Consider the following 14,571-nt stretch of genomic DNA (forward strand, 5'->3'; position numbering starts at 1 on the left):
TCACCGGTTCTCAGACAGATGTATGAAGCCGCCTCGGAAATGCGGCAGAATGCCCGGGTGGCGGCCGATTACAGAGATGACTACCAGGAGCTGGTGGACGAGATCTCGGAGCTGCTGGGCGCCCCGGCGACCCTGGAGAACCGGGACTTCGAGCTGATCGCCTTCGGGGCGTACGACAGCGAGGGCGAGCTCGATCCCACCGCGCTGGACCCGGTGCGCGCCCGTTCGATCCTGACGCGGCGCTCGACCGCGGCGGTGCGGTCGTGGTTCGAGGGCTTCGGCATCACCCGCGCGACCGAGCCGGTCCGCATCCCGCCGACCCCGGAGGCGGGCGTCTACCGGGGCCGGATCTGCCTGCCGGTACGCCATCGGGGTGTCGTCCTCGGCTATGTCTGGCTGCTGGACGACGATCCCGGACCGAGCGACGCCCAACTGGCCGCCGCCATGCCGGTGACCGGGCGGATCGGCGCGCTCCTCGCCGACGAGGCGCGGGCCGGGGCGGGGCTCGGCCGGGAGCTGCGGGCGGTGCTCACGGCGGAGGACGGCTGGCAGCGGGACATGGCCGTCACCGAACTGCGGACCGCGCTGGGCCAGCGCGCCGACGGCCCGCACACCGTGGTCTGCGTCGCCCCCTGGTTCTCCGCCGACCCCGACGACGCCCCCTCGGTGCGCACCGTCCCGCACGCCACCGCGCTGTGCACGGTGCCGTGGGGCGCGACGGCGCAGAGCCTCGCGGTGCTGGTGCGGCTGCGCAGCACGGAGGTGACGGCCCCGGCGCTGGTGGCCGCCGCGCGGCTGGTGAAGGAGGCGGAGGGCGCCGTGGTCGGGGTGGGGGTCGGTGAACCCCGCGCCGGGCTGGCCGAGTTGGGCACGGTGTGGCAGGAGGCGTCGGCGTCGGCGCGGGCCGCGCTGGCCGAGCCGAGGTTCGCGCCGGTGGCCGAGTGGCGGGGCATCGGCCCGTACCGGCTGCTGTCCGCGCTGCCGCCGAGGTCGGCCCTGGACCCGGTGGCGGCCGAGCTGCTCTCCCCCGCCCACCAGGAGCTGGCCCGCACCGCCGAGGTCTACCTCGACCGCGCGGGCCAGGCGGGCCGCGCCGCGGCCGAGCTGGGCATCCACCGCCAGACGCTGTACTACCGGCTGGGCCGCGTGGAGCGCCTGACCGGGCTGGACCTGGACGACGGCGAGGACCGGCTGCTGCTCCACATGGCGCTGAAGCGGGCGCGGCTGGGCTGAGCGGTCAGCCCTTGCCGACGCCCTCGATGACCTGGCGGAGGCCGGCGGTGAGCGCGTCCGCGTCGGGGGCGGACCCGGGGTCGAAGGTCCACTGGCCGATGAGACCGGTCATCAGCGTCAGGTAGAAGCGGCCGAGGGTGTCGGCGGTCTCGTCGGTGACCTCCTCCTCCGGCACGCCCGTGAGCAGTGCGACGAGGCCGCGCCCGCCCTCGCGCTGCTCGCGGCCCAGGTAGGCGCGGACCTCGGGGAGTTCGATGGTCATGACCTCCATGCTGAGCCGGAAGACCGAACCGGGCTCCCGCATGGTGTCGACGATGTTCGACCACACCCAGTGGAAGCGCTCCAGCGAGCCGGGCTCCCCCTCGGGCTCCGCCCCGCCGAAGGTGTCCCCGGCCTCCTCCACCAGCGCCACGTACGCCTGCGCGAGCAGGGCGTCCTTGGAGCCGTAGTGGTAGCCGATGGAGGCCAGGTTGGTGCCCGACTCCTTCACGATGTCGCGCGCGGTGGTCCGGGCGAACCCCTTCGCCAGCAGGCAGCGCTTGGCGCCTTCGAGCAGATCCTCACGGTGTCCCATGCCGGTCAGCGTACCCCTGTCCATACAAGCGTCCTAGACGCATGACTTATACGTCTGTTCTAGACAGGCGTTTAATACACGCGTACATTCCTCGGCATGGCGAACCCGACGAGCACCACCCCGACTCCCGTCCAGGTACCGCCCGTTCGGGCCGGACGGCGTGAATGGACCGCGCTGGGCGTGCTGATGCTGCCGCTGCTGCTGGTCTCGATGGACGTGTCCGTGCTGTACTTCGCCACCCCGGCGATCAGCGCCGACCTCCGCCCGACCGGCACCCAGCAGCTCTGGATCTTCGACGTCTACGGCTTCGTCCTCGCCGGACTGCTGATGACGATGGGCGCCCTCGGCGACCGCTTCGGCAGCCGTCGGCTCCTGCTGGCGGGGGCCGCCGCCTTCGGCGCCGCCTCCGTCCTCGCCGCCTACGCCGACAGCGCCACCACCCTGATCGCGGCCCGCGCGGTCCTCGGCGTCGGCGGGGCCACCCTGATGCCGTCCACCATGGCGCTGCTGCGCACGATGTTCACCGACCCCGCCCAGCGGGCGAAGGCGATCGGACTGTGGTCCGGGGTGATGACCGGCGGCATCGCGCTGGGCTCGGTGATGAGCGGGGTGCTGGTGGAGCACTTCTGGTGGGGCTCGGTCTTCCTGGTCAACCTGCCCGCGATGCTCCTGCTCCTGATCCTCGGCCCGTTCCTGCTCCCCGAGTCCCGGAACCCCTCCCCCGGCCGCTTCGACTGGATCAGCGTCCCGCTCTCACTGGCCGCCGTGCTCCCGGTGATCTACGGCCTGAAGGAGATCCCGTCCGAGGGCTGGCACGTGCGGTACGTGATGTCGGTGACGGTCGGCCTGCTCTTCGCCGCGCTCTTCGTCCACCGCCAGCGCACCGCCGCCTCCCCTTTGGTGCCGCCCGCGCTCCTGCGGAACCGGGGCTTCACCCCGGCCGTGGCGCTGACCCTGGTGTCCGCGTTCGGCATGATGGGCTCGGCGATCTTCACCACGCAGTACCTCCAGTCCGTGCTGGGCAAGAGCCCGCTGTCGGCCGCGCTGTGGAGCCTGCTGCCCTCGGTGCTGATCGGGGTCGCCGGACCGGTGACGGCCGCGCTGGTCGCACGGGGCGTGGACCGGGGCCGGGTGGTCGCCGCCGGGTTCGCGGTCTCCGCGGCCGGGTACGGGCTGCTCGCGCTCACCGGTACCGGCTCGCTGTGGCTGCTGCTGGCCGGGGCCGGGGTGCTGGCGTGCGGGGCGGTGATGGTGCTGTCCCAGCTCACCGACCTGGCCATGAGCAGCGCCCCGGCGGAGCGGGCGGGCACCGCCTCGTCCCTGCTGGAGACGGCCACGGAGTTCGGCGGGGCGCTGGGCATGGCGGTGCTCGGCTCGGTCGGCACGGCCCTCTACCGTCACCGGATGCCGTCCGGCGCACCGGCGGAGGCCCGCGAGACCCTGGGCGGCGCGCTGGTCACCGCCGCCCGGCTGCCCGGCCGGTCCGGCGAGGCGCTGCTCGCCTCGGCGCGGGAGGCGTTCACCTCCGGGATGCACGCGGCGGCACTCGCCGGGGCGGTCGTGCTGGTGCTCGCCGCGATCGGCGCCGCGCTGACCCTGGCCGGGCGGGACGCGAAGCAGCCGTAGAACGCCGGAGCGCCGGGCGGCCCGAAGAGGGTCCGCCCGGCGCTCCGGTGCGTGCGGGGTGCGGATCAGTCCAGGTTCACCGAGCGGGCGGCGGTCGCGCCGATCTCCTCGGCCAGCTCGGTCAGCGTGGCGGGCGACACCGTGTCGTCCACGGTGAGGACGGCCAGCGCCTCACCGCCGGCGGTGGACCGGGCCACCTGCATACCGGCGATGTTGATGCCCGACTCGCCGAGGACCCGGCCGACGGTGCCGACGACACCGGGACGGTCCTCGTAGCGCAGGACGACCATGTGCTCGGCGAGGGCGAGGTCCACGTCGTAGTCGCCGACCGCGACGATCTTCTGGACGTGCTTGGGACCGGCGAGCGTGCCGGAGACCGACACCTCCTCGCCACCGGCCAGGGTGCCGCGCACGGTGACCACGTTGCGGTGGTCGGCCGACTCGGAGCTGGTGGTCAGGCGGACCTCGACACCGCGCTCCTGCGCGAACAGCGGGGCGTTGACGTAGGAGACCGTCTCGTCCACCACGTCCTCGAACACGCCCTTGAGCGCGGAGAGTTCGAGCACCTTCACGTCGTGCTGGGTGATCTCGCCGTACACCTCGACGTCGAGGCGGACCGCGACCTCGCCCGCGAGGGCGGTGAAGATGCGGCCGAGGCGCTCGGCGAGCGGCAGACCGGGCTTCACGTCCTCGGCGATGACACCGCCCTGGACGTTGACCGCGTCCGGCACCAGCTCACCGGCGAGGGCGAGGCGCACCGAACGGGCCACCGCGATGCCCGCCTTCTCCTGGGCCTCGTCGGTGGAGGCGCCCAGGTGCGGGGTGCAGACCACCTGGTCCAGCTCGAAGAGCGGGGAGTCGGTGCACGGCTCCTTGGCGTAGACGTCGAGACCGGCGCCCGCGACCCGGCCCTCCTTCAGCGCCGCGTACAGCGCGGCCTCGTCGACGATGCCGCCGCGCGCGGCGTTGACGATGCGCACGGTCGGCTTGACCTTGCGCAGCGCCTCGTCGCCGATCAGGCCGAGGGTCTCGGGGGTCTTGGGCAGGTGGACGGTGATGAAGTCGGAGACCTCGAGCAGCTCGTCCAGCGACAGCACCTTGACGCCCATCTGCGCGGCCCGCGCGGGCTGCACGTAGGGGTCGTAGGCGACGACCTTCATGCCGAAGGCCGACATCCGCTGGGCGACCAGCGCGCCGATGCGGCCGAGGCCGACGACGCCGAGGGTCTTCTCGGCCAGCTCGACGCCGGTGTACTTGCTGCGCTTCCACTCGCCGTTCTTGAGGGCGGTGTTGGCCTGCGGGATGTTGCGCGCGCTGGCCACGAGCAGACCGCAGGCCAGTTCGGCGGCGGTGACGATGTTGGAGGTGGGGGCGTTGACGACCATCACGCCGGCCTTGGTGGCGGCGGATACGTCGACGTTGTCCAGGCCGACGCCGGCTCGTGCGACGACCTTCAGATTCTTGGCCGCGGCGATCGCCTCGGCGTCGACCTTGGTCGCGGAGCGGACGAGAATCGCGTCCACGTCCGCGATGGCGGGCAGCAGTTCGGCGCGGTCGGCTCCGTTGCAGTGCCGGATCTCGAAGTCCGGGCCGAGTGCGTCCACGGTCGCGGGCGACAGCTCTTCTGCGATGAGTACCGTGGCTTTTCGACTGGGGTACGAGCTCACGTGAGTCCTCACAAGTCCATTGCGGACGGCCGTCCCGACGGCCGCTGGCGGTGGAGGGGTGCTAGCCGCGTGGAAGACGCACGACACTGTGGGCCTGACGCGTTTGTTGTGCAGTGTAGTGGCGCGCGGGCCGGGGACCTCTGCCGCTACGGAAGGATCACCCGGACGGGAAGCTCCATTTCGTACGGTTCCCCCGCCCGGTCGGCGCGGCGTGCCGTGGCGGCACCCCCGGCGAGGGGGCGCCGCCACGGCACGCTCCGGCTCACGCCTCTTCGTCGACCCAGGACATCAGCTTGCGCAGCTTCTTGCCCGTCGTCTCCAGCAGGTGCTCGGAGTCCTGCTTCTTGTACTCGTCGTACTTCTTCAGGCCGCCGTGGTACTCGTCCATCCAGTTCTTGGCGAAGGAGCCGTCCTGGATCTCGGCGAGGACCTTCTTCATCTCGGCCTTGGTGGCGTCGGTGATGATGCGCGGGCCGGTGACGTAGTCGCCCCACTCGGCGGTCTCGGAGATGGACCAGCGCATCTTCTCCAGGCCGCCCTCGTACATGAGGTCCACGATCAGCTTCAGCTCGTGCAGGCACTCGAAGTAGGCGATCTCGGGCTGGTACCCGGCCTCGGTCAGCGTCTCGAAGCCCGCCTTGACCAGGGCGGCGGTGCCGCCGCAGAGCACGGCCTGCTCACCGAACAGGTCGGTCTCGGTCTCCTCGGTGAAGGTGGTCTTGATGACGCCGGCGCGGGTGCCGCCGATGGCCTTGGCGTACGACAGGGCCAGCGGGAAGGCCTTGCCGGAGGCGTCCTGCTCGACCGCGACGATGCAGGGCACGCCGCGCCCCTCCTCGTACTGGCGGCGGACCAGGTGGCCCGGGCCCTTGGGGGCGACCATGCAGACGTCGACCTCGGCCGGGGGCTTGATGAAGCCGAACCGGATGTTGAAGCCGTGGCCGAAGAACAGCGCGTCGCCGTCCTTCAGGTTCGGGGCGATGGACTCCTCGTAGACCTGGGCCTGCAGCGGGTCCGGGACCAGGATCATGATGACGTCGGCCTCGGCGGCGGCCTCGGCCGCGGTGACCACGCGCAGACCCTGCTCCTCGGCCTTGGCGCGGGACTTGGAGGTCTCGGGCAGGCCGACGCGGACGTCGACGCCCGAGTCCCGCAGCGACAGGGCGTGGGCGTGGCCCTGGCTGCCGTAGCCGATGACCGCGACCTTGCGGCCCTGGATGATGGACAGGTCGGCGTCGGCGTCGTAGAACAGCTCGGCCACTGGTTCTCTCCTTGAGGTGCGGGTGCTGCTCCCCACCGTATTGCGGTGGGGGGACGGAAGGTTTCGGGGTCTCGGCATCCGGTCGCCGGGCGGGGCGGCCGGGCCGGGGATCACGCCGTGCGGTCGAGGGCGCGCAGCGAGCGGTCGGTGATGGAGCGGGCGCCGCGTCCGATGGCGATGGTGCCGGACTGCACCAGCTCCTTGATGCCGAAGGGCTCCAGCATCTTCAGCATCGCGGACAGCTTGTCGCCGGAGCCGGTGGCCTCGATGGTGACGGCCTCCGGGGAGACGTCGACGGTCTTGGCGCGGAACAACTGGACGATCTCCACGATCTGGGACCGGGTCTCGTTGTCGGCGCGGACCTTCACCAGAACGAGTTCACGCTGGACGGCCTGTCCGGGCTCCAGCTCGACGATCTTCAGCACGTTGACGAGCTTGTTGAGCTGCTTGGTCACCTGTTCCAGCGGCAGGTCCTCGACGTTCACCACGATGGTGATGCGGGAGATGTCGGGGTGCTCGGTGACGCCCACCGCGAGCGAGTCGATGTTGAAGCCGCGCCGGGAGAAGAGGGCGGCGATCCGGGCGAGGATGCCCGGCGTGTTCTCCACCAGGACGGAGAGCGTGTGCTTGGACATGTGTCGTGGTCTCTCTCGCTCGAATCCTGTTGTCAGTCCTGGTCGCCGTCGCCGAAGTCGGGGCGCACGCCCCGCGCGGCCATGACCTCGTCGTTGGAGGTCCCGGCGGCGACCATCGGCCACACCATCGCGTCCTCGTGGACGATGAAGTCGACGACGACCGGACGGTCGTTGATCGCGTTCGCCTCCTCGATGACCTTGTCCAGGTCCTCGGGGCGCTCGCAGCGGATGGCGTGGCAGCCCATCGCCTCCGACAGCTTGACGAAGTCGGGCACGCGCGTGCCGGCGCCGGGGCCCGTGGGTCCGTCGGGGCCGGAGTGCAGGACGGTGTTGGAGTAGCGCTGGTTGTAGAACAGCGTCTGCCACTGGCGGACCATGCCGAGGGCGCCGTTGTTGATGATGGCGACCTTGATCGGGATGTTGTTCAGGGCGCAGGTGGTCAGTTCCTGATTGGTCATCTGGAAGCAGCCGTCGCCGTCGATCGCCCAGACCGTACGGCCGGGCTGTCCGGCCTTGGCGCCCATCGCGGCCGGGACCGCGTACCCCATGGTCCCGGCGCCGCCGGAGTTGAGCCAGGTCGCGGGCTGCTCGTACTGGATGAAGTGGGCGGCCCACATCTGGTGCTGGCCGACGCCCGCCGTGAAGATCGTGTCGTCGGGGGCGAGCTGCCCGATGCGCTCGATGACCGCCTGCGGGGAGAGCGAGCCGTCCCCGGGCGTCTCGTAGCCGAGCGGATAGGTCTCCCGCCAGCGGTTCAGGTCGCTCCACCAGGCGCTGTGGTCGCCCTGGTGGCCCTCGCTGTGCTCCTTCTGCACGGCCTGGATCAGGTCGGCGAGCACCTCGCGGGCGTCGCCCACGATCGGCACGTCGGCCTCGCGGTTCTTGCCGATCTCGGCCGGGTCGATGTCGGCGTGCACGATCTTGGCGTAGGGGGCGAAGCTGTCCAGCTTGCCGGTGACGCGGTCGTCGAAGCGGGCGCCGAGGGCGACGATCAGGTCGGCCTTCTGCAGCGCGGTGACGGCGGTGACCGAGCCGTGCATGCCGGGCATGCCCACGTGCTGCGGGTGGCTGTCGGGGAAGGCGCCGAGTGCCATCAGCGTGGTGGTGACGGGGGCGCCGGTCAGCTCGGCGAGGACCTTCAGCTCGGCGGTGGCGCCGGCCTTGAGCACGCCGCCGCCGACGTAGAGGATCGGACGGCGGGCGCCGGTGATGAGCTTGGCGGCCTCGCGGATCTGCTTGGCGTGCGGCTTGGTCACCGGGCGGTAGCCGGGCAGGTCGGTCTGGGGCGGCCAGGAGAAGGTTGTCCGCGCCTGGAGGATGTCCTTGGGGATGTCGACGAGGACCGGGCCGGGGCGGCCGGTCGAGGCGATGTGGAACGCCTCCGCGATCGTCCGCGGGATGTCCTCGGCCTTGGTGACCAGGAAGCTGTGCTTGGTGATCGGCATGGAGATGCCGACGATGTCGGCCTCCTGGAAGGCGTCCGTGCCGATCGCCTTGGAGACGACCTGGCCGGTGATCGCGACCAGCGGCACCGAGTCCATGTTGGCGTCGGCGATCGGGGTGACCAGGTTGGTGGCACCGGGGCCCGAAGTCGCCATGCAGACACCGACCTTGCCGGTGGCCTGCGCGTACCCGGTGGCCGCGTGACCCGCGCCCTGCTCGTGCCGGACCAGCACATGGCGCACCCGGGTGGAGTCCATCAGCGGGTCGTACGCGGGAAGGATCGTGCCCCCGGGAATGCCGAATACGGTGTCGACCCCGACCTCCTCGAGCGAGCGGATGAGGGACTGCGCACCCGTGACGTGCTCGACGGGGGCGGAGTGCTGTCCTCCGGATCGGGGCCGCGGCTGCGGATGGTGGGCCCCGGTGGCCTGCTCGGTCATCGTCATTCTCTTCTCGAGCTTGAGGGTTTGCGAGGTTCGGGCGGTGCGGATGCGGAGCGGGGGGCCGCACGAGGGTCACTCGTGCAACAAAAAACCCCTCGTGCCGCAAGGGCAAGCGAGGGGAGCGCGTCGGTGGAGGTGCTGGGATTTCCGGACGGTGTCCGGTCGAGCCCCAGGTCAGCCGACGCGCTTTCCAAGTACGAGAATTCGGGTGCGCATGGCACTGACCCTCCCCCCGGCGCGCACCATGTGTCAAGTGGGTGGGACAGCCGTCTCATCATGTGAGCGGAGCGCCGTCCCGCCGAAGACGGTGGACATGGTCCCGGAGTAGAGCCCGGCCCCCTTCCCGGCGAAGACCGGCTCGGCGGGGGCGTGCGGCACCGGGAAGCGGCCGGAGGCGAGCGCCCGGCGCAGCCGGTACTCGTCCACCGGCCCGGCGAACGCCATGCCCTGGCCGTGGGTGCAGCCCATGGCGCGCAGCGCGACGACCTGTTCCGGCAGGTCCACGCCCTCGGCGACCGACTGGAGGCCGAGGTCGCCCGCGATGCGCAGCAGCCCGCTGGTGATCTTGTGCAGCCGGGCGGACTCCACGACGCCCTCGATCAGCCCCCGGTCGAGCTTGAGGATGTCCACGGGGAGCCTGCGCAGCGCCGTGATGGCCGCGTGGCCGCTGCCGAAGCCGTCGAGCGCGATCCGTACCCCGAGGCGGCTGAGCGCGGTCAGGCGCCGCTCCAGCTCGTCCAGGGAGATCCGCGGGTCGGTGCCGGAGAGTTCGATGATCAGCGCGCCGGGCGGCAGCCCGTGCCGGGTCAGCAGCGCCTCGATCGAGCCGAGCGGCAGCGAGCGGTCCAGCAGCCGTCGGGCGCTCATCCGGACGGACACCGGGACGACCAGGCCGCCCGCGGCCCGCTCGGCGGCCTGCTCGACCGCTTCCTGGAGTATCCAGCGCTCCAGTTCGGCCGTGCGGTCGCCGTCCTCGGCCACCCGCAGGAACTCGGCCGGGGTGAACAGCACCCCCTGGGCCGAGCGCCAGCGCGCGTGGGTGGCGACGGAGGCGATCCGGCCACCGGTGAGACACACCACCGGCTGGTGCAGCAGCGCGAACTCGCCCTCGTGCAGCGCGGCCCGCAGCCGTCCGGCCAGTTCGGCCTTGCGGACGACGTCCTGCTGCATCTGCGGTTTGTACAGCTCCACCCGGCCCTTGCCGCCCGCCTTGGCGCGGTACATCGCCAGGTCGGCGTTGCGCAGCAACTCGCCCGCGCCCAGGCCGGGTTCCGCGAAGGCGACGCCGATGGAGGCGTTGACCCGGACATCGTTGCCGTCGATGGCGTACGGCTGGGAGAGGGTCATCCTGAGCCGGTCGGCCAGCTCCACGATGTGCCGCTCGCGGGCGGTGCGGTCACGGGTGCCGTCGCCGGTGATCAGGGCCGCGAACTCGTCCCCGCCGAGCCGGGAGGCGGTGTCCCCCTGGCGGACGGAGTCCTGGAGTCTGCGCGCGGCCTGGATCAGCAGCTCGTCCCCGGCCTGGTGTCCGATGGTGTCGTTGACGGCCTTGAAGCCGTCGAGGTCGATGAAGAGCACGGCGGTGCCGCGCAGGGCGGCGCCCCGGTCGGTGGCCCGGCGCCCGGACAGGGCCTGCTGGACGCGCCGGGTGAACAGCGCGCGGTTGGGCAGGTCGGTGAGCGGGTCGTGCTCGGCGTTGTGCTGGAGCTGGGCCTGCAGCCGCACCCGCTCGGTGACGTCGCGGCTGTTGAAGATCAGGCCGCCGTGGTGGCGGTTGACGGTGGACTCCACGTTGAGCCAGCCGCCCCCGCCCGAGCGGAAGCGGCACTCGATGCGGGTGGTGGGCTCGTCCAGCGGGTCGGCGGCGAGGAAGCGGCGCACCTCGTACACCACGCAGTCCAGGTCCTCGGGGTGGATGAGGGCCGCCAGCTCCATGCCGATCAGGGCCTCGGCGCTGCTGCCGTAGACCCCGGCGGCGGCCGGGGAGACGTAGCGCAGGACGCCGTTGGGCGCGGCGATCATGATGACGTCGCTGGACCCCTGCACCAGGGAGCGGAAGTGGTTCTCCTTCTGGGCCAGTTCCTGGGTGAGGGTGATGTTGTCCAGCAGCATGATGCCCTGGCGGATGACGAGGGCCAGCACCACGGCGCCCGCGGTGATCAGCACCACGTGGTCGGGCCGGCGCCCGTTGAGCACGTTGTACAGGATGCCCAGGGTGCAGACGGCGGCGGCGAGATACGGGGTGAGGGCGGCGAGGGAGCCGGTGAGCGGTGCTCCGGCCGGGTAGCGGTGACCCTCCGTGCCCTGCGGGTGGGCCTGGGGTGTGACCGGACCGCGCTGGCCGGGCACGTGCTCGTGGACGACGCGGGTGTGCCCGTCGGACGCGCCCCGCTCGCCCTCGCGTCCTCTGGGGGCGGCCCAGGGGGCGTAGGCGAGCAGCAGGGAGCCCGCGAACCAGCCAGCGTCCAGCAGTTGCCCGGAGCGGTAGTTGCTGTGCAGCAGCGGGGAGGTGAACAGCGCGTCGCACATCACGGTGAGCGCGAGGGCGCCGATCGCGGTGTTGACGGCGGTGCGGTTGCCCGGGCTGCGCCGGAAGTGCAGCGCCAGCACCATGCTGACCAGGACGATGTCGAGCAGCGGGTAGGCCAGCGAGAGGGCGGTGTGCTCGACGCTCGGTCCGTCGATCCGGGCGGTCTGGGCGAGCGCCAGACTCCAGGAGAGGGTGAGCAGCGAGCCGCCGATGAGCCAGGCGTCCAGCGTGAGGCAGATCCAGCCGGCCCGGCTCACCGGCCGCTTGGCGAGGACCAGCAGGCCCACGATGGCGGGCGGGGCGAAGCAGAGGAAGAACAGGTCGGCGTAGCTCGGGCTGGGCACGGTGCTGCCGAGGACGACCTCGTACCACCCCCAGACGGCGTTGCCGAGGGCCGCCATCGCGGAGGAGAGGGCGAAGAGCAGCCAGGCGGGGCGGAAGCGGACGCGACGGCTGCGGGCGTAGAGGAAGCAGGAGACGGCGGCGGTGCCGGCCGCCGCGCTGAGCCCGAAGTCGCCCATGAACAGCGCGATCTGCGGGGAGCCCCAGTCGAAGGCCGAGCCGACGCCGTAGGCCGCGCAGATCACGGCGAGGGCGAGCTGCTGGGCCAGGCGCGATCCGTCGCCGGACGCCGGCGGCCGGGTCGGGGGCGTGCGGACGGGCTGCTGCGGCGCGCGGGGCGCCCCGTCGAGCGCGGTCGTGGTCACGGGCGGCGCGCTCACCGCGCCCTCCCGGTCCGGGCCGCGCCAGGGTCCCTCGGGGGCCGGTGCGGATGCCTGCGGCGGGCGCCCGGCCTGGGGTGGAGACTGTGCCGGCTCATGTGCCGCTCGCGCCTGCGCGCGGTCGTGCGCCAGGGTCGCCGTCGGCGGCTCCGCCGCGTCGGATCGTTCGTCCATAGGCCGTGCATCGCCCGTCGCCCCCCTCACAGAGCTGAAATGTCCATCCCCGGCGCCGATCGGTCGGCGGCGCACCCCTGTCGGGACGATACACCAGGATCGTCACTCAGGGACATAGCTTCTCTACTCTCCGTGACGACCAGCGACTATGCGGGCACACACCGCGCCCGGAGGGTCGCGGAGGGTGCCCACGAGCGGCTCACGCCCCGGTGGTGAGGACCACGTTGCGCAATGGCTCATGGTTCACGAACCGGGTCAACTGGTCCACCAGGAGCCGCTCGGCGCGCGGCCGGAACGCCGAACTGGGGCCGCCCACATGCGGGGTGATCAGGACGCCCGGTGCCCGCCACAGCGGATGGCCCGGCGGCAGCGGCTCGGGGTCGGTCACGTCGAGCGCGGCGGTGAGCCGGCCGGACTCCAACTCCCTGAGCAGGGCCGCGGTGTCGACGACGGGCCCGCGCGCGACGTTGACGAGCAGGGCGCCGTCCTTCATGCGGGCGAGGAAGCCCGCGTCGACGAGGCCCCGCGTCCCGTCGGTGAGGGGCGTGGAGAGGATCACCACGTCCGACTCGGGGAGCAGGGCGGGCAGTTCGGTGAGCGGATGCACGACACCGCGCGCGGTGGTGCGCCCGGAGCGCGCCACCCGGCTCACGCGCCCCACTTCGAAGGGAGTGAGCCGGTCCTCGATGGCGGCACCGATCGCGCCGTAGCCGACGATGAGGACGGTCCGGTCGGCGAGAGCGGGCCGGAAGTCGCCTTGCCAGCGCTCGTCGTCCTGGGCCCGGACGAACCCCGGGACGCCGCGCAGCGAGGCCAGGGTGAGGGTGAGGGCCAGCTCGGCGGTGCTGGTCTCGTGCACACCGCGCGCGTTGCAGAGCCGTACGCCGGGGGCGACCAGGCCGAGGTGCGCGGTGATGTCGTCCACGCCCGCGGTGAGCGTCTGGATCACCTGAAGGCCGGTCATCGCCTTCAGTGGACGCACCTTCACGGGCTCGCGCCTCATGTAGGGCACCACGTACACCGCGCAGTTGGCCGGATCGCCGGGGAACTCCTGCTGGTCGCCGTCCCAGAACAGGTGGTTCAGCCCCGCGGGGAGGCCCTTGATCTCCTCGGGCGGCAGAGGGAGCCAGACGTCTTGGGTCATGGCGAGGAGGCTAGTTCAGGACGGGCGGGCGCATTGGTTAGGTTGGGGACCTCGAAGAGGGAGGTTCGCGGGCAGGTGGAGCGCAGGACGATCGGCACGGGGGCGCTCTCGGCGGGGGCCGTGGGGCTCGGGTGCATGCCGATGAGCTGGGCGTACAGCGGTTCGCGGCAGCGGGGCGAGGAGTCGGTACGGGCCGTGCACCGGGCGCTGGACCTGGGCTCGGACCTGCTGGACACGGCCGACATGTACGGCCCGTTCACCAATGAACTGCTGCTGGGCCGGGTGCTGAGGGAGCGGCGCGCGGACGCCTTCGTGTCCACCAAGGCCGGGCTGCTGGTGGGTGATCAGCACATCGTGGCCAACGGGCGCCCCGGCTATGTGAAGCGGGCCTGCGACGCCTCGCTGCGGCGCCTGCAGACCGACGTGATCGACCTGTACCAACTGCACCGTGCCGACCCGGAGGTCCCGGTCGAGGAGACCTGGGGCGCGATGGCGGACCTGGTGCGGGCCGGGAAGGTGCGGGCGCTGGGGCTGTGCGCGGTGGGCGCGCGGGCCGGGCGCCGTTCGGGAGCGGGGATGCACGACACCACGTTGCGCCAACTGCGGCGGGTGCAGCAGGTGTTCCCGGTGAGCGCGGTGCAGGCGGAGCTGTCGGTGTGGTCCCCGGAGGCGCTGGACGCGCTGCTGCCGTGGTGCGCGGAGCGGGGTGTCGGCTTCCTCGCGGCGATGCCTCTGGGGAACGGTTTCCTCACCGGGACGCTCACCCCCGGCGAGGGGTTCGAGCCGGACGACGTACGTGCCCGCCATCCCCGCTTCACGGCCGAGATGATGGCGGCCAACCAGCCCGTCGTGGCCGGGCTGCGGCGCATCGCGCGGCGGCACGGGGAGGACGTCACCCCGGCGCAGGTGGCGCTGGCGTGGGTGCTGGCGCAGGGGCCGCAGGTGATCGCGCTGCCGGGCACCAAGCGGGAACGCTGGGCACGGGAGAACGCGGCGGCGGCCGGTCTGCGCCTGACTCCCGAGGACCTCGCGGACGTCTCGGAGCTGCCCGCGGCCCGGGGCTCCTGGGACTGAGGAGCGCGGATCCGGTGGTTCCGGGGCGGTTTCCCGTCGCGGAGG

10 protein-coding genes are annotated in these 14,571 nt (G+C 72.1%); 3 read left to right on the top strand and 7 right to left on the bottom strand.

The annotated features are described in order from the left end of the window. Positions 1-39: 39 nt before the first annotated feature. The gene (locus HEK131_RS23995) at positions 40-1,233 is read left to right on the top strand and encodes a PucR family transcriptional regulator (protein ID WP_347881868.1); all 1,194 of its coding nucleotides are present in this window, start codon (positions 40-42) and stop codon (positions 1,231-1,233) included. A gap of 4 nt (positions 1,234-1,237) precedes the next feature. Here the strand turns inward: HEK131_RS23995 and HEK131_RS24000 are convergent, their stop codons facing one another. Then, complete coding sequence (locus tag HEK131_RS24000) at positions 1,238-1,807, bottom strand: TetR/AcrR family transcriptional regulator (protein WP_217461708.1); 570 nt, start codon at positions 1,805-1,807, stop codon at positions 1,238-1,240. Positions 1,808-1,903: 96 nt separating this feature from the next. On the opposite strand from HEK131_RS24000, the gene HEK131_RS24005 reads away from it, so the two are divergent. Next, a complete protein-coding gene (locus tag HEK131_RS24005; protein ID WP_244336986.1) occupies positions 1,904-3,433 on the top strand; it encodes an MFS transporter in 1,530 nt (509 codons plus the stop codon). Between the two features lie 65 nt (positions 3,434-3,498). On the opposite strand, the gene serA is transcribed toward HEK131_RS24005, so the two are convergent. From serA to HEK131_RS24035, 6 genes are all read right to left on the bottom strand, one after another. Next, a complete protein-coding gene (serA, locus tag HEK131_RS24010) occupies positions 3,499-5,100 on the bottom strand; it encodes a phosphoglycerate dehydrogenase (RefSeq protein ID WP_217461710.1) in 1,602 nt (533 codons plus the stop codon). 262 nt (positions 5,101-5,362) lie between these two features. Further along, positions 5,363-6,361 (bottom strand): ketol-acid reductoisomerase, encoded by a 999-nt coding sequence (ilvC, locus tag HEK131_RS24015; protein ID WP_244336987.1) that lies wholly within the window; start codon positions 6,359-6,361, stop codon positions 5,363-5,365. 110 nt (positions 6,362-6,471) lie between these two features. Continuing rightward, on the bottom strand, positions 6,472-6,996 hold the full coding sequence (gene ilvN, locus HEK131_RS24020; RefSeq protein WP_217461712.1) for an acetolactate synthase small subunit: 525 nt from the start codon (positions 6,994-6,996) through the stop codon (positions 6,472-6,474). Between the two features lie 32 nt (positions 6,997-7,028). Continuing rightward, the gene (locus HEK131_RS24025; protein ID WP_244336989.1) at positions 7,029-8,879 is read right to left on the bottom strand and encodes an acetolactate synthase large subunit; all 1,851 of its coding nucleotides are present in this window, start codon (positions 8,877-8,879) and stop codon (positions 7,029-7,031) included. Between the two features lie 252 nt (positions 8,880-9,131). Continuing rightward, on the bottom strand, positions 9,132-12,134 hold the full coding sequence (locus HEK131_RS24030) for a putative bifunctional diguanylate cyclase/phosphodiesterase (RefSeq protein ID WP_217461714.1): 3,003 nt from the start codon (positions 12,132-12,134) through the stop codon (positions 9,132-9,134). Between the two features lie 373 nt (positions 12,135-12,507). Continuing rightward, the gene (locus HEK131_RS24035; RefSeq protein WP_244336990.1) at positions 12,508-13,452 is read right to left on the bottom strand and encodes a 2-hydroxyacid dehydrogenase; all 945 of its coding nucleotides are present in this window, start codon (positions 13,450-13,452) and stop codon (positions 12,508-12,510) included. A 75-nt stretch (positions 13,453-13,527) separates the two neighbouring features. On the opposite strand from HEK131_RS24035, the gene HEK131_RS24040 reads away from it, so the two are divergent. After that, positions 13,528-14,526 (top strand): aldo/keto reductase, encoded by a 999-nt coding sequence (locus HEK131_RS24040; RefSeq protein ID WP_217461716.1) that lies wholly within the window; start codon positions 13,528-13,530, stop codon positions 14,524-14,526. The last annotated feature ends 45 nt before the right edge of the window (positions 14,527-14,571 follow it).

It is taken from the genome of Streptomyces seoulensis (genome assembly GCF_022846655.1).
Classification (GTDB): domain Bacteria; phylum Actinomycetota; class Actinomycetes; order Streptomycetales; family Streptomycetaceae; genus Streptomyces.

Coding starts and splice junctions, on each gene's coding strand:
- HEK131_RS24000 (WP_217461708.1), bottom strand. CDS start 1,807: ATGGGACACCGTGAGGATCTGCTCGAAGGCGCCAAGCGCTGCCTGCTG.
- HEK131_RS24025 (WP_244336989.1), bottom strand. CDS start 8,879: ATGACCGAGCAGGCCACCGGGGCCCACCATCCGCAGCCGCGGCCCCGA.
- ilvN (WP_217461712.1), bottom strand. CDS start 6,996: ATGTCCAAGCACACGCTCTCCGTCCTGGTGGAGAACACGCCGGGCATC.
- HEK131_RS24005 (WP_244336986.1), top strand. CDS start 1,904: ATGGCGAACCCGACGAGCACCACCCCGACTCCCGTCCAGGTACCGCCC.
- HEK131_RS24035 (WP_244336990.1), bottom strand. CDS start 13,452: ATGACCCAAGACGTCTGGCTCCCTCTGCCGCCCGAGGAGATCAAGGGC.
- HEK131_RS23995 (WP_347881868.1), top strand. CDS start 40: ATGCGGCAGAATGCCCGGGTGGCGGCCGATTACAGAGATGACTACCAG.